16 protein-coding genes and 1 pseudogene are annotated in these 25,367 nt (G+C 34.2%); 13 read left to right on the top strand and 4 right to left on the bottom strand.

Annotation, left to right across the window (positions count from 1 at the left end; genetic code table 11):
- Positions 1-75: 75 nt before the first annotated feature.
- The 4 genes from BT151_RS01525 to BT151_RS01510 form a co-directional block, all read right to left on the bottom strand.
- The gene (locus tag BT151_RS01525) at positions 76-2,640 is read right to left on the bottom strand and encodes a glycoside hydrolase family 2 TIM barrel-domain containing protein (protein ID WP_072399933.1); all 2,565 of its coding nucleotides are present in this window, start codon (positions 2,638-2,640) and stop codon (positions 76-78) included.
- Positions 2,641-2,783: 143 nt separating this feature from the next.
- The gene (locus BT151_RS01520) at positions 2,784-4,223 is read right to left on the bottom strand and encodes a sulfatase (RefSeq protein ID WP_072400958.1); all 1,440 of its coding nucleotides are present in this window, start codon (positions 4,221-4,223) and stop codon (positions 2,784-2,786) included.
- Between the two features lie 218 nt (positions 4,224-4,441).
- The gene (locus tag BT151_RS01515; protein WP_072399931.1) at positions 4,442-5,038 is read right to left on the bottom strand and encodes a gluconate 2-dehydrogenase subunit 3 family protein; all 597 of its coding nucleotides are present in this window, start codon (positions 5,036-5,038) and stop codon (positions 4,442-4,444) included.
- A 10-nt stretch (positions 5,039-5,048) separates the two neighbouring features.
- Positions 5,049-6,773, bottom strand: coding sequence for a GMC oxidoreductase (locus tag BT151_RS01510; protein WP_072399929.1), 1,725 nt, complete (start codon positions 6,771-6,773; stop codon positions 5,049-5,051).
- Between the two features lie 516 nt (positions 6,774-7,289).
- Here BT151_RS01510 and BT151_RS01505 point away from each other — a divergent pair.
- The 13 genes and pseudogenes from BT151_RS01505 to BT151_RS01445 all read left to right on the top strand — a co-directional run bounded on the left by BT151_RS01505 (position 7,290) and on the right by BT151_RS01445 (position 25,365).
- Entirely contained in the window at positions 7,290-8,114 is an 825-nt protein-coding gene (locus BT151_RS01505; protein WP_245794681.1) for a sugar phosphate isomerase/epimerase family protein, read from the top strand.
- A gap of 45 nt (positions 8,115-8,159) precedes the next feature.
- Positions 8,160-8,387 (top strand): annotated as a pseudogene (locus tag BT151_RS01500) (hypothetical protein); the annotation flags it as partial.
- Between the two features lie 89 nt (positions 8,388-8,476).
- Positions 8,477-9,871 carry a hypothetical protein gene (locus BT151_RS01495; RefSeq protein ID WP_143144235.1) on the top strand — a complete coding sequence of 465 codons (1,395 nt, stop codon included), beginning with the start codon at positions 8,477-8,479 and terminating at the stop codon, positions 9,869-9,871.
- Between the two features lie 131 nt (positions 9,872-10,002).
- Complete coding sequence (locus tag BT151_RS01490) at positions 10,003-11,466, top strand: sulfatase family protein (protein WP_072399926.1); 1,464 nt, start codon at positions 10,003-10,005, stop codon at positions 11,464-11,466.
- A gap of 329 nt (positions 11,467-11,795) precedes the next feature.
- Positions 11,796-12,350: an RNA polymerase sigma factor gene (locus BT151_RS01485; protein WP_072399924.1), complete on the top strand. Its 555-nt coding sequence runs from the start codon at positions 11,796-11,798 to the stop codon at positions 12,348-12,350.
- An 86-nt stretch (positions 12,351-12,436) separates the two neighbouring features.
- Positions 12,437-13,630, top strand: a complete 1,194-nt coding sequence (locus BT151_RS01480) for a FecR family protein (RefSeq protein ID WP_072399921.1) — start codon at positions 12,437-12,439, stop codon at positions 13,628-13,630.
- A 175-nt stretch (positions 13,631-13,805) separates the two neighbouring features.
- Positions 13,806-17,300: a TonB-dependent receptor gene (locus BT151_RS01475; RefSeq protein WP_084647833.1), complete on the top strand. Its 3,495-nt coding sequence runs from the start codon at positions 13,806-13,808 to the stop codon at positions 17,298-17,300.
- Between the two features lie 10 nt (positions 17,301-17,310).
- On the top strand, positions 17,311-19,122 hold the full coding sequence (locus BT151_RS01470; protein ID WP_072399919.1) for a RagB/SusD family nutrient uptake outer membrane protein: 1,812 nt from the start codon (positions 17,311-17,313) through the stop codon (positions 19,120-19,122).
- 202 nt (positions 19,123-19,324) lie between these two features.
- Positions 19,325-20,635, top strand: a complete 1,311-nt coding sequence (locus BT151_RS01465; protein ID WP_084647832.1) for a polysaccharide pyruvyl transferase family protein — start codon at positions 19,325-19,327, stop codon at positions 20,633-20,635.
- Between the two features lie 48 nt (positions 20,636-20,683).
- Entirely contained in the window at positions 20,684-22,186 is a 1,503-nt protein-coding gene (locus BT151_RS01460; protein WP_143144234.1) for a glycosyl hydrolase family 28 protein, read from the top strand.
- Positions 22,187-22,259: 73 nt separating this feature from the next.
- Entirely contained in the window at positions 22,260-22,898 is a 639-nt protein-coding gene (locus BT151_RS01455; RefSeq protein WP_072400954.1) for an SGNH/GDSL hydrolase family protein, read from the top strand.
- Between the two features lie 224 nt (positions 22,899-23,122).
- Positions 23,123-23,836, top strand: coding sequence for an SGNH/GDSL hydrolase family protein (locus BT151_RS01450; protein WP_084647830.1), 714 nt, complete (start codon positions 23,123-23,125; stop codon positions 23,834-23,836).
- 59 nt (positions 23,837-23,895) lie between these two features.
- The gene (locus BT151_RS01445; RefSeq protein WP_084647829.1) at positions 23,896-25,365 is read left to right on the top strand and encodes a DUF1593 domain-containing protein; all 1,470 of its coding nucleotides are present in this window, start codon (positions 23,896-23,898) and stop codon (positions 25,363-25,365) included.
- The last annotated feature ends 2 nt before the right edge of the window (positions 25,366-25,367 follow it).

Here is a 25,367-nt window from a genome sequence, read left to right as displayed (position 1 = left end):
TAAATTTTTTTTTCTTTTTAAGGTCATATCTTTATGTATTGCTTATTAGATAATTTTAAATTTTAATAATTTGGTTTAATTGCTTATTAATTGTAAAGTTTTTACTTGACCGTCTTTTGTTTTGATATTTATATCAATTATTCCTGAATTATTTGCTTCTATGAATGCAACTATTTTACCTCTAAAAGCTTTCTTTGAGTTTGAGTTATAAGGCGTTAAATCTAAAGGGTCTCCGTTGTCAAGACCTCTTAATCTTCCAGCTCCTTCTACTTCAACAGTGATGTAATCATCTGCATAAGGAAATAAACTACCATTATTGTTATCAACAATGTCTATAAACACTAAGGCGTTTTCTTTATTGGCAGCGTTTAACTTGTTTTTGCTTGCACTTATTCTTAGTGAGTGCTCTCCATTGGCAGTACTATGAAATTCTTGTACGACTAGCTTTTTGTTTATATAGGCTTTTGCCGATATTGTTCCTGGAGAATAAGGAACATTCCAGACTAACTGTTCTCCTTTGTAAGACTTCTTGCCTAAGGACTTATTGTTTAAAAATAGTTCAACTTCTTCTGCATTAGTATATACAACCACAGGAATTATTTTACCTTCTTTTCCTGAATGTGTCCAATGGGGTAATATATGTACCATTGGGTCATCACTCCAAAGGCTTTTGTACAAGTAATAATGGTCTTTAGGAAGATTAGCAATATCAATTATACCAAAATTAGCAAATCGTGAAGGCCATAGATTAGTTTCTCCCATATAATCAAATGCTGTCCATCTAAATTGTCCAATCACATAGTCCAGTTTTTCGACTCTTTGCCAAGCCTTTCGTGCACTGGATCTGACCGTAGCATTATCATAAGAAGATTGATAATACAGATTCTCTTTCCAGAAATTTGGGTTTACTATAGGGTAAATATTGTCATAAATACTATAGGATTTTGTTTTTTCTTCGGGGAACATTTCAACTTTTGCTAGGTTGGGAATTGGATAACATTTACCTTCTAACCCTCGCATGGTTCCAGCGGAACCATTATTTATTTCCCATGGGGCAGGAAAATCTTTTCTTCTCCAATGCGTTTGTGTTCTGTAAACTCCTCTTGTCTGGTATGTGTGAGGTACTTCAGTAGCTATTAGAGGAACCTCGGGATACCTATTATGATAAGACTCGTATTTCCCTATTTCTTCTCCATCACCGTTAAATCCTTTTATATCCAATTGCGTTTTTGATAATTGATCTGTCATGCCCCTGGTAGGGTCGTGACCACCCTGCGTAATTGGACGCGTGTCATCGATTCCTTTTACAAAATCAATAAGTTTTTGTTGAGTAGCTCTTGTAGGGTTTGAAACCTCATTACCAATGCTATACATAAAAACACTAGGGTGATTTCTATTGGTTTTAACCCAATTTTCTATATCTTTTTTCCAATTTCCTTCGAAATACAAACCATAATCATCTTCCGCTTTTTCTTTTTCCCAACCATCAAAGATTTCGTCTAGCACCAATATGCCAAGTGTATCACAAATGGTATAAAACTCAGGAGAAAAAGGATTGTGAGCAGTCCTTATGGCATTACACCCCATTTTCTTTAGCATCTTTAGCCTATAATATAAAATACTTTCTGGTACAGCTGCACCATAAATTCCAGCGGCATGGTGCATGCAAACTCCTTTTATCTTGGTTTTAGTATCATTTAATTTAAACCCCCATTTCGAACTGAATTCCATTTTTCTAATTCCAAAAAAGAGTGTGTCACTGTCTATTAGTTTTTCTTTATTGTCATCATACAACTGATTGACAAGGATATGCCTTTTCGGATAATCTAATGACCATAATTCAGGCTTTATTAATTTCATCTTTCCTGAAACAGCAATGCTATCATTAGCCTTTAATTCAACAGTTTCTTCATGCTTATTTAAAAGATTATAGTTTATATTGAAAACCTTCTGTACTAATTTTCCTTTTACAATATTTTGGGTGTTATTTAGTATTACTACATGATTATCTAAATCTACTATACTATCATTTACAAAGTTGGTTCTTACATATTGTTCACGAGTTTTGAAATGCGTTTTAGGCAATACTTTTAGCCATACATTTCTGTAAATACCAGAGCCTGTATACCATCTGCCAGATTTTGGTTTTGAATGATCTACACGAACAGCGATACTGTTTTCACCATTGTTTAAATAATTTGAAATGTTGTAAAAGAACCCTGTATAGCCATACTTATGATTTCCTACTAAATGACCATTTACATAAACACTACTGTTTCTATACACCCCATCAAACAGCAATTCTATATCATGTTCTTTAGGTTCTACATTAATCAAAATTTTTTTTCTATACCAACCTTTTCCTGCAGGTAAATACCCACTTTGCCAATCAGTACCGTAGGTGGTGTCAAAATTACCTCCTACACTCCAATCATGTGGTAGGTCAAGTTTTGTCCATAAAGAATCATTATATTCTTTGTGACTATAGACAATGGAATCACCTAACTGAAAATTCCAACCGTTGTTTATATTAGAAATATGCCTAATGGTTTCTAATTTAGTTTCAATGTGATTGTTGTTACATCCTAAAAAAAATAATACGACTGAGTATACCAGAATTATATTAAATGTTAATTTCATTTATTAAATGTTTAAAATGAAAAGTTAAGTTTTTTCATCTTTTAAGTTTTTTGTTATTGATAACAATTCCCTTATATGATACTTGGGAAGTTTTTAAATTTTGATGACCCTGAGTCTTTTATGACTACTCGTTATTAAAAAAATTAATCCATTTTTGATTTTTCAATAAAATACTCATTAAAGTTATAATGACTATAAATAGAATTATCAGCCCAACTAGTAGGAATGAATTGTTTTAATGTCTTTATTATTTCTTGATAATCACACTTATCGGCCAGATTCAACCACTCATTTGGATCGGTGAATAAATCATATAACTCCAATGAGCCATCTTCATATTGTATCAGTCGGAATCGCTCATCTCTTACTGCCACATTACCTTTTCCATAAAATGAAAGAGCGGGATGTGTCCAGTTTTCATCAGAACCTTGAATAAAATTTGCTAACGAATGTCCTTCTGCTAAGTCATAAGTAGGGAGGTTAGAGAGTTCCAGTAGTGTTGGATATATATCCAAGAGTTGAACAGGCTTATTACATGTTTTCCCACCATCAGTATTGATATCTTTAAAAATTAAAACAGTTCTGGTATCTCTTTCCCAGAGAGCTTGTTTTGCAAATCTGTTTTTTTCACCTAAATGATACCCGTGGTCTGACCATAAAACGACAATGGTGTTATTGTTATATTTCGATTCCTCAAGTGCTGACAGTACTTTTCCTACTTGAGCATCTACAAATGCTATGCATGCCATATATGCTTGTATAACATTTTTCCACTCGCCCGATTGAATAAGCTCTTCTGTTGTTGGCATCATTGGTGCGTTGGCCACTCGTCTTCCTAATTCAGGAATATCGTCGAAATCTTTTTTGTTATATGGTGGAATTTCGATACTGTCTATAGGAAACTTGTCGAACCATTTCTTTGGTACGTACCACGGTACATGAGGACGTATAAACCCTACAGCTAGAAAAAAGGGAGTATCGTGTGATTCCTTTAGTTTTTTTACTGCCCATTTAGCGCTTTGATAGTCAGACATAAGGCTGTCATGTTCTGGATATGCTCCCCAGTCAGTCATAGTGAGACCAATTTTACCTTCAATTTTTGATGGATCATAATTCATTCGTTTCTTAGGCATGGGACCATACCCAGCAAATTTACCACCATATTCATCAAAGGTATTGGCAGCATCTCCATTGTGGTAAATTTTTCCAACCGCCATTGTTTTATACCCTTGTTTTTCAAAAAAGTCAGGCATAAAAATGGCTTCTTTACTGGCATCATTTGATTTTTTTATATCCACATCTTTGAGTTGTAAATAATTTCCGGTGGTTGTTGGGTATAACCCTGTCATAATGCTTGCTCTAGAAGGGCCACAGATTGGAGCTTGACAATGGGCATTGGTAAATAAAATCCCTTGTCTAGCTAACTTATCTATGTTAGGTGTAGGAACCTTCAATGAGCCATTCATACAATTTACATAATCATTCAAATCGTCAATCGCAATAAAGAGCACGTTTGGTTTATCCTGACCAAAAGCACTTAATTTTAAAGTGATTAAAATTATTAATATTTTGAGTTTCTTCATTTTTTTTACACTACATGGTTTTATATAGTTTGTTTTAGGCTTCATGATTAACTTTTGTGACGCTGTCCGTTTCCATTTAATCTTACGCTAGATTATTCCTTTATAATGAAGCTTCAAACCAAAACATGCGATTTTATTAAGGTTTGTATTTTTTAATAGAACCATTACTTTATGCCTGTAATTTTGACAGCTATTTTTAAGCAAATTGAGGTTGTAATTTAAAGAGACCATGATCTACCTTCAGTTAACTCTTGAAGGTCTCCGCAATAGTAAGCGCCGGGAATGGGATCGTAAGCCAATACGCTCTCACCAATTCCTTCATTAGTTATGTAAGCTTTAATGCATAACGTTTTTATGCTATTTAAAAATTCTGATGTAGTCATTTTTAAAGATTCTGGATCCATCTCTCTTTCCTCGTCAATATCTTCTTTGACTAACATGTGTTTATCTAAAAGAATTTTATACGCTTCTTGTGGAATATCATCCATGCGATTTTCCTTATTAGGCTTTAGGGTCGATATTATATTTGCAAAAGCGGACTTAAATTCAAGCTGTTCATCATCGTCAAAGACATTCTTTATATATTTATCTATGAACTGCGGAATGTTTAATTCCGTAGCAGATGGGGTTGCGGTTTTTGGTAAAATGATATCTACGAGGTTGGTGAGCACAGTACCTTCGTCAATACTTAGAAATTCAGGTGTCCAAGTTTTAATATCACTTTTACAGCTTTGCAATAGGCTGATGACAGTAGGTGTGGTTGCAAAAAAACCTGCAGTTAGTCCCATTTTTTTTAGTACTGTTCGTCTTTTCATAATAAAAAGGTTAAAAAATATTTTTCTTTACCTGCTCAGCGGCATGGTTGGCAGCTCTAGCGGTAAATGCCATATAAGTCAAGGACGGGTTTTGGCAACCAGATGAGGTCATAAAAGATCCATCTGTCACATATACATTTGGACAAGCATGAATTTGATTGTATTTGTTTAAAACCGATGTTTTAGGATTCCTGCCCATTCTTGCAGTTCCCATTTCATGTATGCCATACCCCATGGCGGTTTTGTTTAATTTGTCATATCCTATAACGTTCTTAAATCCGGCTGCTTTTAACATCTTTACAGCTTGTTCTTTCATGTCTTTTCTCATGGCAAGTTCATTTTTGCCAAATGCTGCATTAAATGTAATTGTAGGCAGCCCCCAATCGTCAAGTTTATTGTAATCAAGGTACATTCTATTGTCATGATTGGGTAGTGTCTCTCCAAAAGCGTTCAAACTGATCTTCCATTGACCGGGTTTTAAAATGGCTTCCTTGAGTTTAGGCCCATACTTCATTTCTGCAACTAACTCAGACATATTTTTTCTTGAAGCGCCACCTTGATAACCATATCCTCTTATAAACTCTTTTGCATAGGTGTTCTTACCTATGTTTCGAAAACGTGGTATATATATACTTGTTGGTCGTCTGCCTTTCTCTATTTTATCTTCAAATCCATCAGCTATTCCGCTAGCGCCTACATGAAAATGGTGATCCATAATATTGCGACCCAATTCCCCACTATCATTCCCTAAACCATTAGGAAAACGATCGGATTTGGATTGTAATAGAATGGCGGCAGAAGCCATGCTAGAAGCACACAGGAAAACAACCTTTGCTTTAAACACAAAGGTTTCTTTTGTTTTCGCATCTATGACTTTTACCCCTATCGCTTTCTTGGTTTTATCATCATAAATAACATGATGAACAATAGAGTTGGGTCTTAAAGTCATGTTTCCAGTGTATTCTGCCATTGGTAGCGTTGATGAGTTGCTACTGAAATAAGCTCCAAACGGACAGCCTCTTCTGCATCTATTTCTATATTGACAGGTGCTTCTGCCTAAACCCGGTTTTGTGCCTTCTGTAATGTGTGCAACTCTACCAATGGTTACGACTCTCCCATCATCAAAATTTTCGTTAACTTTCTTTTTTAAAAGTTTTTCAACACAATTTAGGTTCATCGGTTTTAATAATTTTTGGTCGGGTAATTGTTTCAAACCAAGGTTTTCTCCACTAACCCCAATGAACTCCTCAACATGATCGTACCATGGGGCAATATCTTTGTATCTCACAGGCCAATCAACGCCAATGCCATCTTTTTTGTTTGCTGTAAAATCAATATCACTAAGCCTATAGCTGTGTCTTCCCCAGACCAAAGAACGACCGCCAACTTGGTATCCTCTTAACCAGTCAAAACGTTTTTCTTCATTATAAGGGTGTTTTGTGTCATCTACGAAAAAATGTTCGCACTCTTGTTTTGTTAAATGCTTGTCTCTGTGTTGTTTGAATTTGCGATTTTTTATTTCTCTGGTAGCATCTCCTGCATTTGGGAAATCCCAAGGATCTAAATGTGCAGTAGGATAGTCTTCAATATGTTTAACCATTCTACCGCGTTCAAGAACAAGTGTTTTTAAACCATTTTCGCAAAGTTCTTTGGCGGCCCATCCTCCAGATATGCCGGTTCCAACAACAATGGCATCATAATTTTCTTCTGAAGCTTTAAACTCTTTGTGATTCATTTAAAGATGTATAATTATTTGTTTAGTTGTGGGATTATTTTGGATTAGTTTGCTTTTTTTTACGAATATTTTCGTTTATTTTCAAATAATTGTGTTTATTTGTATTTAACTCATTTAACCGAAGACAAGTGTTATTATTTATAATTGAAAAAACCGAAAAATGGGTGACAAAAAAATTAGTTTTTTTAAAATAAGCTAAAATTATAGGCATGTTACCTCTTGTCGTTTTATTGATTTTGTCTTTGGTAAGTGATATATTTTAGTTTTTCTACATTTTAAAAACCAAAATGAATGTAGTTATATAGATTGCTGATAAACTAATCTTTTAAATATTTAAGACATAAACTAAATATGATTATGGAAATAAAATCATTTTTGAAAACAATTTATTCAATCATTGTTTTGTTGATACTGATTATGTTTTTCAATTGTAAAAGCAAAAATGAAGGGCAATCAGTACAATCCCAAGGTGATGACGTGGAAGTCTTACAGCCTGCACCATTCTTTAAATTGTCATTGGCTCAATGGTCTCTCCATAGGTCTTTCAGAAAAAAAGAAAAAGGAGTGTTTCAGTTTGCACCTATAGCTAGACAAATGGGTTTTGAAGGGGTGGAATATGTTAGCATGTTGTATTTAAAAGAAATAAAAAAAATAGGCTTCAATGCGGTTATTGACTCACTTAATACTATGAGTGGGTTAAATGGGATAAAGAATGTATTGATTATGGTTGATGAAGAAGGTGATTTGGCATCCCCAAATGAAGCAGAACGAAACCAAGCCGTTGAAAATCATAAAAAATGGGTGGACGCAGGCCAAAGATTGGGTTGCCATTCCATAAGGGTTAATCTGCGTGGGTCATCAGTAGCAAAGGAATGGAAAGAAGCTTCAGTAAAAGGGCTTTCAAGGTTGGCGGAATATGCAGCAGATAGGAACATAAATATTATCGTTGAGAATCATGGCGGGTTCTCATCCAATGCGGCAATGCTTGTAGAAGTCATTCATGAGGTACATCTGCCAAATGTAGGAGTGCTTCCAGATTTTGGTAATTTTTGCATGGAAAAGAATAAAGATAAAACCTGTATGGAAGGAAAAGATTATAACAGGTATAAAGGTGTAGGAGAAATGATGCCTGTGGCTTTAGGAGTAAGTGCTAAGTCTTATGATTTCGATAGTAATGGCAACGAAACTAAAATAAATTATTACAGGATGTTGCAAATAATTAAAAATTCTGGTTACACTAGCTATATAGGTGTGGAATATGAAGGTGATAGGTTAAGTGAAGAAGCGGGAACTTTAGCCACGAAGTCACTTTTGTTGAAAGCAGCAGAGACCTTGAAATAGTATCTCTTCCAAACCAACTAAACTAAAGTAGATTCCAAAAAGGTGTTTGCAGAATTAACCGAATATGGTTGCGTTGTATGGGCGGTTTTGGAATGGGAATGTGTAATCAAGAGCCCAGAGCAAGGTGCAAAAGAAGGTGTTTCATTTATTTCAAACCATATTATCGAAGCTACCAATAAGGCGTTTGATGATTTTGCTGGAGGTCATATAGATAAGCAACAGTTAAAAAATATATTGGGAGTTTCTACTAATAATCACAAGAAATTAAACTAGACACATTTAAGAAAAGTTGAGTTAAAATTAATGCTAGCACAAAGAGTTTATTGAAGATTAATAAAGATTTTAATGGTATGGTAAAACTAATGAAAACAGTTAAAATAGAAACCTTGTTAGTTTTTTTATTTGTAATACTTTCTTGCAGTTCTTCTAAGGATAAAGGAATAGAAATAAGAAACGAACACCCTAATTATTGGACGTATAATTGTAAGCCAACACTTTTATTAGGAGGAAGTAATGATGATAATCTGTTTCAATGGCCAATTGAAAAACTTGTCCCACATTTAGATTCGATGGTAGATGTTGGAGCTAACTATGTGCGTAACACTATGAGCGACAGAAAGCAAAAGGGATTTGAAATATATCCATTTAAAGAATTGCCAAATAAGAAATATGATCTTGACCAGTGGAGCGATGAGTATTGGAATCGTTTTACGGTTTTCTTAGAGGAAACAGCGAAAAGAAATATCATTGTTCAAATTGAAATTTGGGATAGGTTTGATTTTTCACGAGAGGAATGGAAACCTAATCCGTATAATCCAATCAATAATGTTTCATATACATATGATGAGTCAGGTTTTGTTCAAGAATATCCTAAACATCCAGGAAAAAATGCTCAACCATTCTTTTTTACAACGCCAAATCAGCGGAAAAATACAACAGTTTTTAAATACCAGAAGGCTTATGTTGATAAATTACTATCTATTTCTCTAAAATACAATAATGTACTTTATTGTATAGATAATGAAACCAGTGCCGAAGAGGCGTGGGCTACTTACTGGGCGCAATATATTAAGGAAAAAGCAGGAGATAAAAAGATATATGTTACTGAAATGTGGAATGCACACGATCTCACAGACGATGAGCATAAACGCACATTTGATCACCCCGAACTGTATGATTATGTTGATATTTCCCAAAACAGTTGGAATAAAGGTTATGAGAATTGGTTAGGAGCTCAAAAGGTAAAAGCGTATCTTTCAAAGAACACAAGACCTATTAATCATGTAAAAATATATGGTGCATCTACCCATAAAAGAGCAGAAGAAGGTATTAATTCAAGCCATGCAGCAAAGGTGTTCCTTAGAAATATTGTGGGAGGGTTGGCCTCTAGTCGTTTTCATCGTCCTACGTCCGGACTGGGGTTAAGCAGGATTTCAATAAATTGTATAAAATCTGTACGTATGGTGGAAGAAAAGGTCAAGTTTTGGGATTTGCGACCCAATATGAAACTCCTTTTGGATTGCGATTATGATGAAGCTTATCTCACAGCTAACCCTGACAAGAGCTATTTAGTATATTTTACTGGTAAAGGCTCGGTTGATTTAGATCTTAGCCAGGTCTCAGGTAGTTTTCGTATGTATTCTATTAATATTCAAAATGCAAGTTGGGCTAAAAGTACCGAAGTAAAGGGGAAGCAAATACTAAAACTTACATCGGAGTATGAAAATGGGTCATTTATAATTTTGACGAAACAATAAAACCTATATGTTATTAAATAGTTGTGTTTTATGTTTAAGGAAGAGATTGTACTCATAAAACAACATTATTCCAGAATATGGTTATACATATATTAAAAAGAAAAGTAGATACAAATAAACAATTTTAAAAAATGAGAACATCTATCACATTAATTCTACTAATTGCTGTTCTATTTATTAGCTGTAATCAAATAAAACGAAAGCAAAACATCGAAAAACCCAATGTCGTAATTATATTGATAGACGATGAAGGCTATGGTGATGTAGGATGCTATGGAGCAACGGGTTTCGAAACACCCAATCTAGATAAAATAGCAAGCCAAGGAATGAAATTCACAAATTTCTATGCTGCTCAACCTGTATGTAGTGCCTCAAGAGCTGGACTTTTAACAGGTTGTTACCCAAATAGAATTGGATTCTCAGGGGCTTTATATCCAAATCATAAGATAGGAATGAATTCAGAAGAGCTCACTATAGCTGAAATGTTTAAAGAACAAGCTTATGCAACTGCTTGCTTTGGGAAATGGCATTTAGGAAGTCAAAAAGAGTTTCTACCATTGCAACATGGTTTCGATGAGTATGTAGGTTTACCCTATTCCAATGACATGTGGCCACATAGCAATGTTACAGGTGAAAGATTGTCTGATGATAAGAAAGGTGCAAAATATCCGGAATTACCATTAATAGAGGGAAATGAAATTGTAGAAAGAATTACTAGCTTAAAGTACCAGGATAAACTAACAACGCTTTATACCGAAAAAGCGGTTGATTTTATTAACAGAAATGCAAAGAATCCATTCTTCTTATATGTTCCACACACAATGGGACATGTTCCTCTCGGGGTCTCAGATAAATTTAGAGGCAAAAGCGAACAAGGTTTATATGGAGATGTCATGATGGAAATTGATTGGTCTGTTGGTGAAATTAGCAAAGCGCTAGAAAAAAATGGGTTAACAGATAATACTATTTTCATTTTTACAACAGATAATGGCCCATGGCTTAATTTTGGAAACCACGCTGGATCTTCAGGAGGTTTACGAGAAGGAAAATCTACGAGCTGGGAAGGTGGACAGCGAGTTCCTTTTATTATTCGCTGGCCGGGTAATATGCCTGAAGGAACTGTATGTAATAAATTAGCGTGTGCAATCGATATATTACCAACATTAGCCGCAATAACAGATGGTAAATTATCTGACAATAAAATTGATGGTGTAGATATTACATCACTTTGGAAAGGCAATTTTGAAGCTACACCACGAGAAACCATTCTTTATTACTATGGTAAAAACAATTTAAATGGTGTACGAAAAGGAAATTGGAAGTTGGTTTTACCACATACCTATGCTTCGTATAATGCCAAACCAGGCAATGACGGACACAGTGGAAAAATGATTAAAACAGCAGTAGAGAAACCTGAGCTTTATAATATGATGAGAGACCCAGGTGAACGATTTAATGTTATTGAATACTATCCAGAAAAAGTACAAGAACTAATGGAAATTGTAGAAAAATCACGTAAAGAACTTGGCGATTTAAATGTTGGAATCGAAAAGGGAAACGAAAACAGAGAAATTGGAAAAATAGAAAATCAGTAAGGTAAGATATCTGAGGAATTATAATATCTCTGCATGCTAAAAATGAAAGACGTTTTGATGCGAAGTACGAAAAAGCAATAATAAATAGGCGTAATGCGGGGCGATATGGATAAAGCATTTAATATAATTAGTAGCGGTTTGATAATGAATTGTCTTGAAATGCTGTACTAAGTATATTCCAGACGTTTGATAAGTATAAGATTGATTAAAAATACACATTAAGAAATTACAACTAAAACATTTATACGACAAAAGAAGTAAGCTATATATTAAATATTTTTTTATCAAATTGATAATTATAATGGTGAAAAAATGTAAATTTATGTATTATGAATACAAATGATTTCGAAATACTTAATAGGCTCAAGCAAAGAGATTCTGCTGCTTTTAAGGAATTATTTGATTTATATTATCTACCATTAAGTACACATGCTCTAAAGTATTGCGATTCTTTTGCTATGGCCGAAGATATTGTACAGGATTTGTTTGTTAAAATTTGGGACGATAAACTGTATATGAAGTTTGATGAGTATATTGGACCATATCTTTTTAAAGCTGTAAAAAACAATGCCTTACAAGCAATTAAGGCAAAAGCAAAATATCGATTTGAGGATATAGAAAATCAAGTTGATAATTTACTTGCTGAAGACAAATTAGATAAAGAATTTGTTGAACAAGAAAAGAATAAGTTATATCAAAAAATTGAAAGTTTGCCTAGAAAAAGTAAGGAGGTCTTCATGTCTATAGTATTAGAAAATCTAAAATATAAAGAAGTTGCCTTAAAATACGATATTAGTGTAAATACTGTCAAAACCCATTATTCCAGAGCCCTAAAACAACTTCGTAGTGGTATTGAAATAATCATACTATTATTTTTTATTTAAAAAACTATTATTTTTTGTCACCCATTTCGTGTCTTTTTTCATTATGATAATATAACATAGGTTTATGATAATTTAGAGTAATTATAATGACTGACAATAATTCACATATAATAAACCTTATTTCTGCATATATTTCTAAGGATATCACTAAAAAAGAATTTAAAGAACTAAATGGCTGGTTGAATAAGGATGCTAATAACAGAAAATTGTTTTCTGATTATTTGTTGATGTACAAAAAAGCCAGGCGACTAAAGTTTATTAAAAAATTCGATGAAGATGCTACGTGGAATAGCATAGTATCAAAATTGAACTCACCACTTGAGCAAGAATTGTATTCTAAAAACACAATACGAGAGAAGTCTCTTTTTTTAGCAATTCCCATTTTTTATAAGTATGCAGCTATAGCTATTCTATTTTTGGGAGTAACTTATATGTACACAAATGGGTTTTTTGTAAAAGACAATATTGTCACAATTCCAGAGGACAGAATTACACTTCAGTTAGAAAATGGCAAAATTGAGATTCTTAACGAAGATGGTTCTAAACAGATAGTAGATGAACAGGGACATGTTATAAGTTCACAAAATGGGCAGCAATTAGTTTATGAAAATGACTCGAATAAAAAAGAGTTGGTTTACAATACACTTACAATCCCTTATGGCAAAAGGTATGTATTAAAAATGTCTGATGGAACCATTGCTCATCTTAATTCAGGTACCTCATTAAGATATCCCGTCAACTTCATTAAAGGTATGGACAGAGAAGTGTTCGTAAATGGTGAGGTTAATTTTGATGTTGCCAAAGATCCTGATAATCCATTTATTGTGAAAGCAGATAATTTAAATGTAAAAGTTTATGGAACCGTATTTAATGTGTCTGCCTATTCAGAAGATAAAGCAGCAGAAGTTGTTTTAGTGGAAGGTTCTGTAGCAATGTACACAAATAAGACTAAAGGACAAGAAAAAACAATGTTGGTTCCTGGGATAAAAGGCTCATTGGATAAAGAAAATTTAACGATATCAACTGAGAAGGTAGATACTCAAATTTACACTTCATGGATGAATGGAGAATTGTTTTTCAGAAATATGTCTTTTGAGAATATTGCAAAAAAATTAGAGCGTCATTATAATAAAAAAATAGTGATTACTGATGAAGCACTTAAAAAGGAAATATTTAATGCTCATTTTAAAGAAGAACCTCTTGAAAATGTTTTAGGTTACTTCAAGGAAAGTTTCCTTTTGGAATTTAGAATAGAAGGAGATAACATATATATTAATTAATCCATAAAACAACAGGTGCCTATGAAATAAATGATACTAAAAACAACGAACTTTAAATCGCTTTTTAACCATTTAATTGGATACAAAAAACCGGAAAATGGACCAACATTTTCCGGCATATATAAAAAAGTGATCAACTAAACTAAGTCATTCACTAATTAAACAATATAAAAGTATGAAAAAACTTCATAAAGAGAGAGGTATTGATATGCCTTTTTTCAAATTTGATTTAAAAATGAAATTCACAATTCTTTTTGTTTTTGCTTCTATTTTCTCTGCACTTGCCAATAATGGCTACACGCAATCAGTTACATTGAGTATTGAAAACAAAACAGTAGCCAAGGTAATAGATAGAATTGAGGCAACTACGGAGTATAGGTTTGTTTTCAACACAAAATTTGTTGATTTAAACCGAAGAATTTCAATTAAAGTTGAAAATGCTAAAATTGAAACCGTTTTGAATACACTATTTTATAATACCAATACAGATTATAAAATAAATGATACCCAAGTGGTATTAAAAAACAAAGAAAATCCAATCAGAAATTTAGGACTAGTCATCCAAAAACCAATTATTAACACAGAAATACAGAAGTATAATGTTACAGGAATTGTTGCCGATATAAATGGGCAACCCTTACCAGGAGCCAATATACTTGAGAAAGGAACAAGTAATGGTACCCAAACAGATTTTGATGGTAAGTTTTCTCTAGATGTAACCAATGAAAATGCAGTACTTATTATTTCTTATATAGGTTACTTTACAAAAGAAATTTCTGTTACTGGTCAAAGCAACATTGAAATTGTATTATCAGAAAATGCATCCAGCTTGGACGAGATTGTTGTAGTTGGTTATGGTACTCAGAAAAAAGTAAATTTAACAGGAGCAGTGAGCTCTGTGAAAATGGATGAAGTTTTAGGAGATAGACCTGTTAGTGATGCAGGTAAAGCCCTTCAGGGAAGTGTGCCCGGTCTTCAAATAACCTACGGTTCAGGTCAACCGGGAAAGGATGTTGACATTAATATACGAGGATTTTCATCCATTAACGGTGGAGAGCCGCTTGTTTTGGTTGATAACGTTCCGATGGATTTGAATGATATCAATCCTAGGGACATTGAGAATGTATCTGTTTTAAAAGATGCGTCATCTGCCTCTATCTATGGAGCAAGAGCAGCCTTTGGTGTAGTATTGATCACAACCAAAAGAGGTAGAAAGAATCAAGTGCCAACATTTAATTACTCTAGTACCATAGGGTGGAATAAAGCCAGTACTATTTTAGAGAAGGCGTCTCCTAGAGAATTTGTAACCGCTCTTCAAGATTGGGGCTATCCCAATTTTGGGGATCAGGATGTTGACACTTGGCTGGGTTATATTGATCAATACGAGGCAAATCCTTCAGCATATCCAGATGGGATTATAACAGAGGATTCTGGTTTGAAATATGTCGTTCGTGGCTCTGATGTGATAAATGATTTTTTAAACCAGGCGGGATTTCAACAATTGCATAATCTTTCAATAAATGGAGGGTCTGAATCAACCACCTATAGAGTGTCTTTTGGGGTTAGTGATGAAGATGGTATTATGGTTGGCAATAATGATACCTATAGAAGATATAACCTGAATACCTTTATTTCAACGGACTTAACGTCAAAGTTGAACTTTACGGTAAATTCACTGTATAAAAACGCCTTGAGAAAGGATCCTGTAAGTGGAAATTGGAGACAGCTATATAAGGATGCGATTAACTTTTATTCAGCGATACCTTCAGGATATGGAATGATAGAATCTGGAGAATTAGTTCCTTATAGAACACCTGCCAATACAGTACTTTTATCTCCAGTAGCTAAAGCATACGATCAAGTTGTTAGAATTTTTGGTAAGTTAACTTATGATTTTACGGATGACTTTTCGGTAAACGCAGAATATACCTATCAAAATTCTGTTAATAACAGAGAGATCCCTTCATATATACCATCATTTATTCACCCTAAATCATTTGATTATGAACCGTATAATCCTAATAAATCAGGTTATTCTGCCTCAAATGGAAGAGAAACGTATAATGCCGTTAATATTTATGGGAGTTTTGGCAAGGAATTAGGAGACCATAGTTTTAAGCTTTTGTTGGGGTATAATCAGGAATATAATCAGTTAAAAAGATTTAGTGCAGATAGACAAGTACTTCTTTCTCCGGATTTACCGGGTTTAAGTACTGGTATTGGACTTATTAATGCCTCTGACTTTTATTCAGATTACGGAGTTGTTGGATTTTTCGGACGTTTTAACTATTCATATAAAGATAAATATCTATTTGAAGCGAATAGTCGTTATGATGGTTCTTCAAGATTTGCAAAAGGTAAAAGGTTTGGTTTTTTCCCATCAGCAAGTGCTGCTTGGAGAGTATCGGAAGAAGATTTTATGAGTGCACTTAAGCCCATTGTATCAAACTTTAAATTACGTGTTTCTTATGGAGAAATTGGTAATCAAGATGTGGATAATTATGCTTATTTACCAACAATGAACCCATTTGAGACTAATTGGATCAATACACAAACGGGTGCGCTTGGTGTTAGTATAAAGTCTCCAAATTTGGTGAGTGATTCCTTTACTTGGGAAACGGTGAGAACTTTGGATTTTGGTGTGGATCTTGGCTTTTTTGATAATAAGTTGCAAACAACCTTTGATTGGTATAACAGAGAGACATTAGACATGTTGGCCCCAGGTGCCGAATTACCAGCCGTACTAGGTGGAAGTGCACCTTTAAACAATGTGGCCGACCTTTCTACTAAAGGTTGGGAGTTGAGCGTTAACTTTAGAGATAATATTGGAAAAGACTTTAAATATAGTTTAGGTTTTAATGTTTTTGATTCTAAAACGAAAATCACAAAATTTAATAACGAATCTGGACTTATTAACCAATATTATGTGGGGCAAACTATTGGAGAAATTTGGGGTTATACCACAGATAGGTTTTTTACAGTAGATGATTTTGAACCAGGAACTCTTAATGACGACCTTATGGGAGGAACACTTCTGGATGGTATCGCACCGCTTAGAAATGTAGACCAAAATCCCGGTGATGTTAAATATGTAGATCTTAATGGTGATGGTGTAATTTGGAGAGGTAACAACACTTTGGAAAACCCTGGCGACAAGCGTATTATAGGAAACGATACTAGAAGATATCAGTATGGGATCACTGCCACTGCCGATTACAAAAACTTTGATTTTAGCATTTTCCTTCAAGGGGTTGGTAAAAGAGATATTTGGATGGGTGGTGTAGAGTATTTTCCTTTAAATCACCGTTTCACAACGATCTATAAGCACCAATTAGACTATTGGACACCAGAAAACACGGATGCTTTTTATCCTAGAAACTATTTGAATGGACAAGGCAATTACAAGAATAACAGAGAAGTTCAAACCAAGTATTTACAAAACGGAGCGTATTTAAGATTAAAGAACATTACACTGGGCTATACCTTGCCAGAGAAATTAATGAAAAGCCTTAAAGTTTCAAATTTTAGAGTGTTTGTTACAGGAGAGAATCTCTTAAATTTTGACCATGTTGCCGATGGAATTGACCCAGACCTAGATTTGGTAACTGGTTCAGAGGGGAATTACCCGTATTTAAAAAACATTAGTGCAGGTGTAAACATAACTTTTTAAATAAAATACTATGAATAAATATAATAATTTTAATAGACTATTCAGTTTGTTTTTAGTCTTTTCAACCTTGCTTTTAGCAAGTTGTATTAAGGAGACATTAGATACAGAACCAAAGCTTTCATTTTCAGAAACAAATGTCTTTGATAATTTTGCTAGTACACAAACATATGCATTAGGTTTTTATGGTGTATTTGAAGGTTATGATCAGCATAGAGAAACCTTTAATAGTGAGTTTAATGGAGATCTTCTCTTTAATACGTCTGCCGTTCAAGGCTCCGATTGGATATGGGGTAGAATTACGGTTCCTACCAGTTCTGGTTTGTGGAATTTTTCAACAATTAGACGTGTAAATCTAATGTTGGAGAATATTGAAAAATCAGGTATGTCTGAAATTGAAATAAATCATTGGAGAAGTGTGGGCTATTTTTTCAGAGCACTTGATTACCATGAAAAACTTTTAACTTATGGAGATGTACCATGGATAGATAAAGTTGTATCAGATACAGATGAAGAAATTTTATATGCAAGCAGAACGCCAAGAAATGAGGTTGCTGCACATGTATTGGAAGATTTGCTATATGCTGAAGAACATATTTTGGAGCCAGGTACTAACGGTATTCCTGAAAATAGAATTGGAAAAGATGCTGTTAGGGTATTAATCTCACGATTTGGTCTTTTTGAAGGCACATGGCGTAAATATCATGGTTTAGGTGGAGGAGATACCTATTTAAGAGCGAGTGCAAATGCTGCAGAACAACTTATTGATTCGCACCCTACCTTACATCCTAATTATGATGAGGTATTTAATACGGAAGATTTAAGTAGTATTCCAGGTATTATATTATACAAGCAATATGAAGTAGGGGTGCTTCAACATGATTTAACGTTTTATTTTAGAAGTCCAGCTGCTACAGTGGGATGGGATTTGACCAAAAGTGCTATGAATTTATACTTGATGCAAGATGGCCAAACTAGATATACCAGTCCTCTTTTTGATGGAGAAACAAACCCTTATGACGAATTTAGAAATCGTGATTATAGACTTTATTATACGGTTACACCTCCATATAGGGTAGATCTCGTATCGGGAGATACCAGAACTTTTGAATATACTGCTAATCCGCAGGATAGAGAGTATATGGATTTGATGGCTTCAATATCTGATGAAACACATAAGTTATTACCAGAAAGAAATAGAACAGGCCAAGTATTGCTTACGGCTCCTCATTTTGCTGATTATAACGAAGGGAATGGAGATATGGTTGCTAAAACTGGGTATAGATTATGGAAATATTATAACAGAGATAATGATATAAGACAACATACGACGGATGCACCAATTTTTAGAATGGGAGAAGTATTGGTAAACTATGCCGAAGCAAAATGGGAATTAGGTGAATTTGATCAATCTGTAGCCGATTTAACCATTAATAAATTAAGGGCTAGAGGGCATGTGGCCGATATGGTAGTGTCAAATATAGATGCTGGGTTTGACCCATCAAGAGATGCAACTGTTGATCCTATTTTATGGGAAATTAGAAGAGAAAGAGCTGTTGAATTGATGTGTGAAAACTTTAGATTTAATGATTTACGACGTTGGAAGAAAATGGATGCTTATGCTGGTAAAGAGAAACTTGGAATGTACATAGTATCTAGCGATTACGATGATAATATACCTATCCAAAATGGTGCTTCTGAAGGTTATATATCTTATTTTGGAACACCTCCCGCATTTCCAGATTATTACTATTTGTACCCTATACCTTCAAATCAAATAGTACTTAATCCTAATATAGAGCAAAACCCTGGTTGGGGAGAATAGTTTGAGTTAGTTGATAGTAAGTTAGTAGGTGCATAGTTCTATTTAAAGAATCAATTGTGAAGAATAATCACAAATAGCATAGGAGTAGTTTTAGTTTAGTTAATATGAACTATTGCACCGTACTGGCTTTTATTTACACTTGTTTCATATACAATAGTAGCATTCTGTGAACAATTACTGTTTGCAGAATGCTTAAAATAATATGATATTGAATAGAAGACGATTTATTAGGCAAACTATTCCTGCGGTTGGAACTGTGATAGTGGGAGCAGGGCTTTTAAAAACAACCCTGTTGTCTGCTCTTAACCTTACTAATACTGAAAATACAGATTTTAACAAATTAGGAAACGGTAAAACCATATTGCTTCTTTCTGGTTGGCAAGATGTTAATATTGGAGACATAGCGCATACTCCAGGATTATTAAATGTATTGCAAACCTTTTTACCAGAAGCTAAGATTATCCTCTGGAAAAGAAGTATGGCCATAGAGCCTGTAAAGGAACTTCTCCATAAAAATTTTCCAAATGTTAAGGTGATTTATGGAGATGTAGATGATGACAAAAAAGTAACCAGTGTTGAGGTACTAGATGCATTTAAGGAATCAGATATCATGATTCATGGTTCTGGTCCCTCTGTTCAAGGTCAAAAAAATTTAGAGGCTTGGGTTGAAATTACAGGAAAGCCATTTGGAATATTTGGAGTAACCATACAATCTGTTGGTAAATCATTAAAAGAATTGTTGCTTAAAGCATCCTTTATATATCCCAGGGAAACAGCGTCTTTAAAGGTATTGTTAAATAATGGTATTTCAGGAGAACATGTTTCATTTGTCCCCGATGCGACTTTTTTTATGGATATCCGTAATGATAACAAGGCGGAATCATTCTTAGAGGAAAATGGTTTGGAACGAGGGAATTTTATTTGTGTCATACCACGGTTACGCTATACACCGTATTACAAGTTTACTAATTGGAAATGGTCTGAAGAACGAATAAAGAAGGTTGATGAAACAAACTTGAAGTACATGGAAGAAGACCATGCAAAGTTACGGGAAGCCATGATTTGTTGGGTAAGAAAAACAGGAAACAAGATACTAGTGTGCCCAGAAGTGGTTTATGAGGTAGATATTATGGATGAACTTTTAATTGATCCTCTGCCTGAAGATGTAAAACCTTATGTAGTAAAACGAGGATACTGGATGCCCGATGAAGCAGCTTCGGTTTATCGAAATGCACATAGTGTACTGAGTTTTGAGTGTCATTCCCCAATTATAGCCTTAACCAATGGTACTCCTGCATTTTATTTGAGACAACCGGAAGATACCATTAAAGGTCAGATGTATTACGATTTGGGTTATGACGATTGGATTTTTGAGATCATGGATGTAACTGGCGGTCAAATTGCAGATAAATTGATGGATGTTCATAATAATTATGCTGCTGCCAAAAAGAAAATTGAAGCTTCCAATAAGGAAATTAGACAGATTTATACCAAGTCTGTTGAAGTGATATAGACTCCAAAAAAAGTTTGATTAACTTCTAATAATTAAAAATAAATTAAAATGAAAATATTTATATCAATGCTGCTTCTACCAATTATATGCTTTACACAAGTAAAGGTACATGGAGGCGAACACATTGATCCTCCTAGTTCTTTTTATTCAGTAAAGTTGAATGGACAAGAAGCCTATGTGAATCACTATAAAGTGTATGAACCAGCTTATGACATGGAATACAATTTTGTTAGTTATGTTCATTTTGATATGGATCAGCCAGTAGAAGTAGAGGTGACTTTTAAGGATATGATTGACCCTAACAGTACTTGGTTGAGCCCTTTGCGAAAAAACATTCCTTATAAAATTGAAGATAAGGTTTTAACTTTTACCATTGATAAACCTCAAAAACTGATTTTAGGAATCAATACCCCTAATGATAACGATCAAGATGTTGAAAAAGAAGGGATTTTAGCCATTATTGCGATGCCTAAAGAAGAGAATGTTCCTAATGTTTCGGATGCCAATGTTTTGAACGTTTTAGATTATTCGAGTCCACAGCGTGCTTTTGATCAATGTCCTTCTGGTGGAACAGTTTATTTTCCTAAAGGAATATATAGAGGACAGTTTACTGTGAAAAAAAGTAATACAACTGTGTATTTGGAGAGTGGAGCAATCATTCGTAGCAATGAAACGCCACTAATCATAAAAGATAAAGATCATGTTACATTAAAAGGAAGAGGGTCGCTTCAAACCAATTTCCCATCGACCAATTTTGTGTTAGAGCCCAGAAATTGTGATAATCTCACCATTGAAGGAATCATAATAAGAATGGGAGGAGCTCGTGTACATAAAAATGGTGTAAAAATACGGGGAGGCGGTTTTGCAGTAGTTCCTCATTATTGCAACTATCTTAAAATAAACAATATTGCTGTTTTAAGATATCATCATGGTGCCGATGGCATAGATCCAGATAATTGTCAGCATGTTGAGATATCAGATAATATTCTGTTAACCGGTGATGATGCAATTTGCCCTAAGACAATGGAAAAACCCTATGTTCCTATGGATGATTTTAAGATAACCAATAATGTTGTACGAAACGGTCAAGCTAGTGGTTTTAAAATTGGGACTCAAGCTTCAAGCGATATTAGCAATATTGTAGTGGATGGGTTAGATATGATTCATACAGGACAGTTTAAGTTTAGTGATAGAAATAGAGAAAGCGACATAAAATCACTCCTTATTAAAAATGCAACCATTGAGTATGCAGAACATTCCTTACTTCAAATAAGTGCTGTTGACTTTATGGGAACTACAAAAGCTTTCAGGGGAAATATCAATATGTCAATAGAAAATTTAACGGTATACAAAACGGGAAGAGAAGATAATAAGGAAAAGTTTGCAGGACTATTTCTATTTGCAGAACCAGAGTATGATTGTAAAGTCACCTTTGTAAACCTTGTTGTTGAGGGTAAAAAAATAACGAGTCTTAAAGATTTAGAGCAAATCGGTTGTTTACCTAAAGATAAGTCAAAAATTGAAAATGTAAAAGTTGTATTTAAAAATTAATAATAAAATGAAATCAAAACAAGCGAAGATTCTTCTGGTAATACCCATCGCATTTTTAATGCTTTCAATGGGAATGCAGGAAAAGAAAGCAAAATTATTTGTTTTAGGAACTAGTATATCAGAACATTATGGGAAATATTTAGAAGGTTTCTTAAAGGAAGACTTTTCATTTGATAGAAAGCGAGATGATTTAGGCAGGCCTAAATCATCTGGTATCATGAGAGGAAGTAATGGAGGAGATTCCAGAAGTGCCCTTGCTTATTTAACAGAACGATTTAAAGATCCTTCTTTCTCACCAGATGTATTACTACTTAATTGCGGAAGTCATGATATAAAAGTAAGTCCAAAGGATGGGAGCTATCAGGTCAATTCAGAAGATTATAAAAGAAATCTAGAAGCAATTTTAGAATTAACCAAGGAAAAAGATGTAAAATTGATTTGGGTTAGAACAGCGCCTGTTGTCGATTCTATTCATAATACACCCAGACGGAAAAATTCGTTTCAAAGACATGCTGCAGACGTGGTAGCTTATAATAAGATCGCAGATGATTTGATGTACGATGCAAATATACCTGTAATTGACTTGTATACATTTACCAGAAATATTGCTGGCGAAAATGGCTATATAGACCATATTCATTACAATGACAAGGTTCGCGAACTTCAAGCAGCTTATATCGCAGGTGCATTAAGATCTATTTACGGTAAATAGAAAATTTAACGGTGTATAAGACTGGAAAGTAAGATACAAGGAACAGTTCACAGGGCTATTTCTATATGCAGAACTAGGTTACGATTGTAAGATCACCTTTATAAACCTTGTTGTGGAGGGCAAACAGATAAAAAGTCCTAAAGATTTAGAGCTAATTGCTTGTTTGCCAAAGGATAAATCGAGAATTGAAAATATAAAAGTTGAATTTGAAAATTAGGAATAAAATGAAATCAAAACAAACAAAGCATTTATTAGGAATACCCCTGATTTTCTTAATGCTTTCAATGGGATTACAGGATAGAAAATCAGAATTATTTGTGTTGGGAGATAGTATATCAGAACATTATGGAAAGTATTTGGAAGGTTATTTAAAAGAAGATTTTTCCTTTGATAGAAAGCGAGATGATTTAGGCTTACCTAAATCTGCTGGTATCATGAGAGGAAGTAATGGAGGAGATTCCAGAAGTGCCCTTGCTTATTTAACAGAAAGATATAAAGATTCTTCTTTTTCTCCGGATGTGTTACTACTTAATTGTGGACTTCATGATATAAAAGTAAACCCAAAGGATGGGACCTATCAGGTTAATTCAGAAGATTATAAAAGAAATTTAGAAGCTGTTTTAGCATTAATCAAAGATAAAAATGTGCAGTTGGTTTGGGTAAGAACAACGGCTGTTGTTGATTCTATTCATAATCCACCCAGGCGAAAAGATTCATTTCAACGACATGCTGCAGACGTGATAGCTTACAATAAAATTGCCGATAGTTTGATGCATGAAGCCAATATACCGGTTATTGACCTGTATACATTTACGAGAAATATTGGTGGCGAAATTAGCTATGTCGATCATGTTCATTACAACGACAAAGTTCGTGAACTTCAGGCGGCTTATATAGCAGGTTCATTAAGATCTATTTGCGGTAAATCAAAAAAATGATTGAAATTAAAGTAGGTATTATGATACAATAGTAAATGTTGCTCAGATAATTTGAAATAATGATTAAAAAGAGTCTTTTAAATATGGTGAGGAACTATGGTTGTCTTCTTTTACTAGCACTTATGTTGGTAAATTGTGTTTCAGCACAACAAGTTTTAAACGAGGAAAAACCGCGTTTATTAATACTAACTGATATTGGTGCCGATCCTGATGATATACAGTCTTTAAGACGTTTATTGCTTTATGCCAATGAATTCAGATTAACTGGTATTATTGCAACAGCATCAGGTAATAGACACCAACCCAAACTTAAAATAAATAAATATTTAATTGATTCGATTATTGATGACTATCAACTGGTTCAAAAAAAGCTTAGTCAGCATGCATCTGGGTATCCAAAAGCAGAGTTTTTAAAAGCGTTAGTTTTTGAAGGAGAAGCCAATGCCGGTAGTGGTAATTTACTATCAGGTAAAAGTACGCCAGGAACAGAACATATTATTAAAACGGTAGATAGCAGTAACGAAAAACTCAATATTTTGGTATGGGGTGGTTCGCATGATTTGGCACAAGCCTTATTAAACGTAAAAGACACCAGATCTGAAGAAGATTTAAAACTATTTATTTCAAAAATTAGAATCTATGCTATTGCTGACCAATATCCTAATGATTTTGATATCGGAACTGGTCAATGGATATATAAAAATTTCCCATCGGTTTTTTATGTAGAAAGCGGACCTTCCTGGATGGATACTAAGGCTGCTTCGTTTCGCGGAATGTATCAAAATGATAGTAAAGGAGGAGATTATGCAACATTACCTCTTGTAAAATCAGGTATTGAAACCTTGAATTCTAAAGAATGGTTAAAGTCTAATATTTTAAATAAAGGCGCGTTGGGAGAAGGTTATCCAGTTGTCAATCAAAATCCGAATACTTCAAGAAATACCAAAGGAACTAAAGAAGGAGATACGCCATCATGGTTTTATTTTTTGCCCAATGGATTAAGCTCTCCTGAACATCCTGAATGGGGCGGATGGGGTGGTCGTTTTGAGCATTTTTCAGGCAATCATTTTATTGATGCTCAAGATGATCATTGGTCGGGTGAACGAGATGGTGCATTACGCCGAAAATGGACAATAGCCCGCTGGCGAGAAGCCTACCAAAACGACTTTGCCGCCCGAATGCAATGGTGTGTGTCTTCTTTTGAAAAAGCGAACCATAATCCAGCGGTTTCAATCGATGGTGATTCAAGTAAAAAAAGCATTATTAAAAAGGTGAAACCAGGAAATACCATTACGATTGATGCCAGTGAAAGTTCAGATCCAGACGGGAATAAACTGTCGTTCAATTGGTGGGTATATCATGATGTATCCACTTCGTTTGGCATTATAACGAATAAAAACAAGGGCAATACAAAATTAAAAATACCTAAGCAGGCTCCAAAAGGAGAAATACATATCATTCTTGAAGTTAAGGATGACGGTATTCCTAATCTGGTTACGTACAGAAGGTTAATCATTAAAGTTATTTAATC

The organism is Flaviramulus basaltis (assembly GCF_900114265.1).
Classification (GTDB): Bacteria; Bacteroidota; Bacteroidia; order Flavobacteriales; family Flavobacteriaceae; genus Flaviramulus; species Flaviramulus basaltis.
The sequence above is the reverse complement of the archived record's forward strand: the minus strand, read 5'-3'. Positions and strand labels throughout refer to the sequence as shown.

Bases quoted from the DNA above. Each gene is read 5' to 3' on its own strand.
- BT151_RS01525 (WP_072399933.1), bottom strand. From the start codon at position 2,640: ATGAAATTAACATTTAATATAATTCTGGTATACTCAGTCGTATTATTT.
- BT151_RS01520 (WP_072400958.1), bottom strand. From the start codon at position 4,223: ATGAAGAAACTCAAAATATTAATAATTTTAATCACTTTAAAATTAAGT.
- BT151_RS01515 (WP_072399931.1), bottom strand. From the start codon at position 5,038: ATGAAAAGACGAACAGTACTAAAAAAAATGGGACTAACTGCAGGTTTT.
- BT151_RS01510 (WP_072399929.1), bottom strand. From the start codon at position 6,773: ATGAATCACAAAGAGTTTAAAGCTTCAGAAGAAAATTATGATGCCATT.
- BT151_RS01495 (WP_143144235.1), top strand. From the start codon at position 8,477: ATGAAAACAGTTAAAATAGAAACCTTGTTAGTTTTTTTATTTGTAATA.
- BT151_RS01490 (WP_072399926.1), top strand. From the start codon at position 10,003: ATGAGAACATCTATCACATTAATTCTACTAATTGCTGTTCTATTTATT.
- BT151_RS01485 (WP_072399924.1), top strand. From the start codon at position 11,796: ATGAATACAAATGATTTCGAAATACTTAATAGGCTCAAGCAAAGAGAT.
- BT151_RS01480 (WP_072399921.1), top strand. From the start codon at position 12,437: ATGACTGACAATAATTCACATATAATAAACCTTATTTCTGCATATATT.
- BT151_RS01475 (WP_084647833.1), top strand. From the start codon at position 13,806: ATGAAAAAACTTCATAAAGAGAGAGGTATTGATATGCCTTTTTTCAAA.
- BT151_RS01470 (WP_072399919.1), top strand. From the start codon at position 17,311: ATGAATAAATATAATAATTTTAATAGACTATTCAGTTTGTTTTTAGTC.
- BT151_RS01465 (WP_084647832.1), top strand. From the start codon at position 19,325: ATGATATTGAATAGAAGACGATTTATTAGGCAAACTATTCCTGCGGTT.
- BT151_RS01460 (WP_143144234.1), top strand. From the start codon at position 20,684: ATGAAAATATTTATATCAATGCTGCTTCTACCAATTATATGCTTTACA.
- BT151_RS01455 (WP_072400954.1), top strand. From the start codon at position 22,260: ATGCAGGAAAAGAAAGCAAAATTATTTGTTTTAGGAACTAGTATATCA.
- BT151_RS01450 (WP_084647830.1), top strand. From the start codon at position 23,123: ATGAAATCAAAACAAACAAAGCATTTATTAGGAATACCCCTGATTTTC.
- BT151_RS01445 (WP_084647829.1), top strand. From the start codon at position 23,896: ATGATTAAAAAGAGTCTTTTAAATATGGTGAGGAACTATGGTTGTCTT.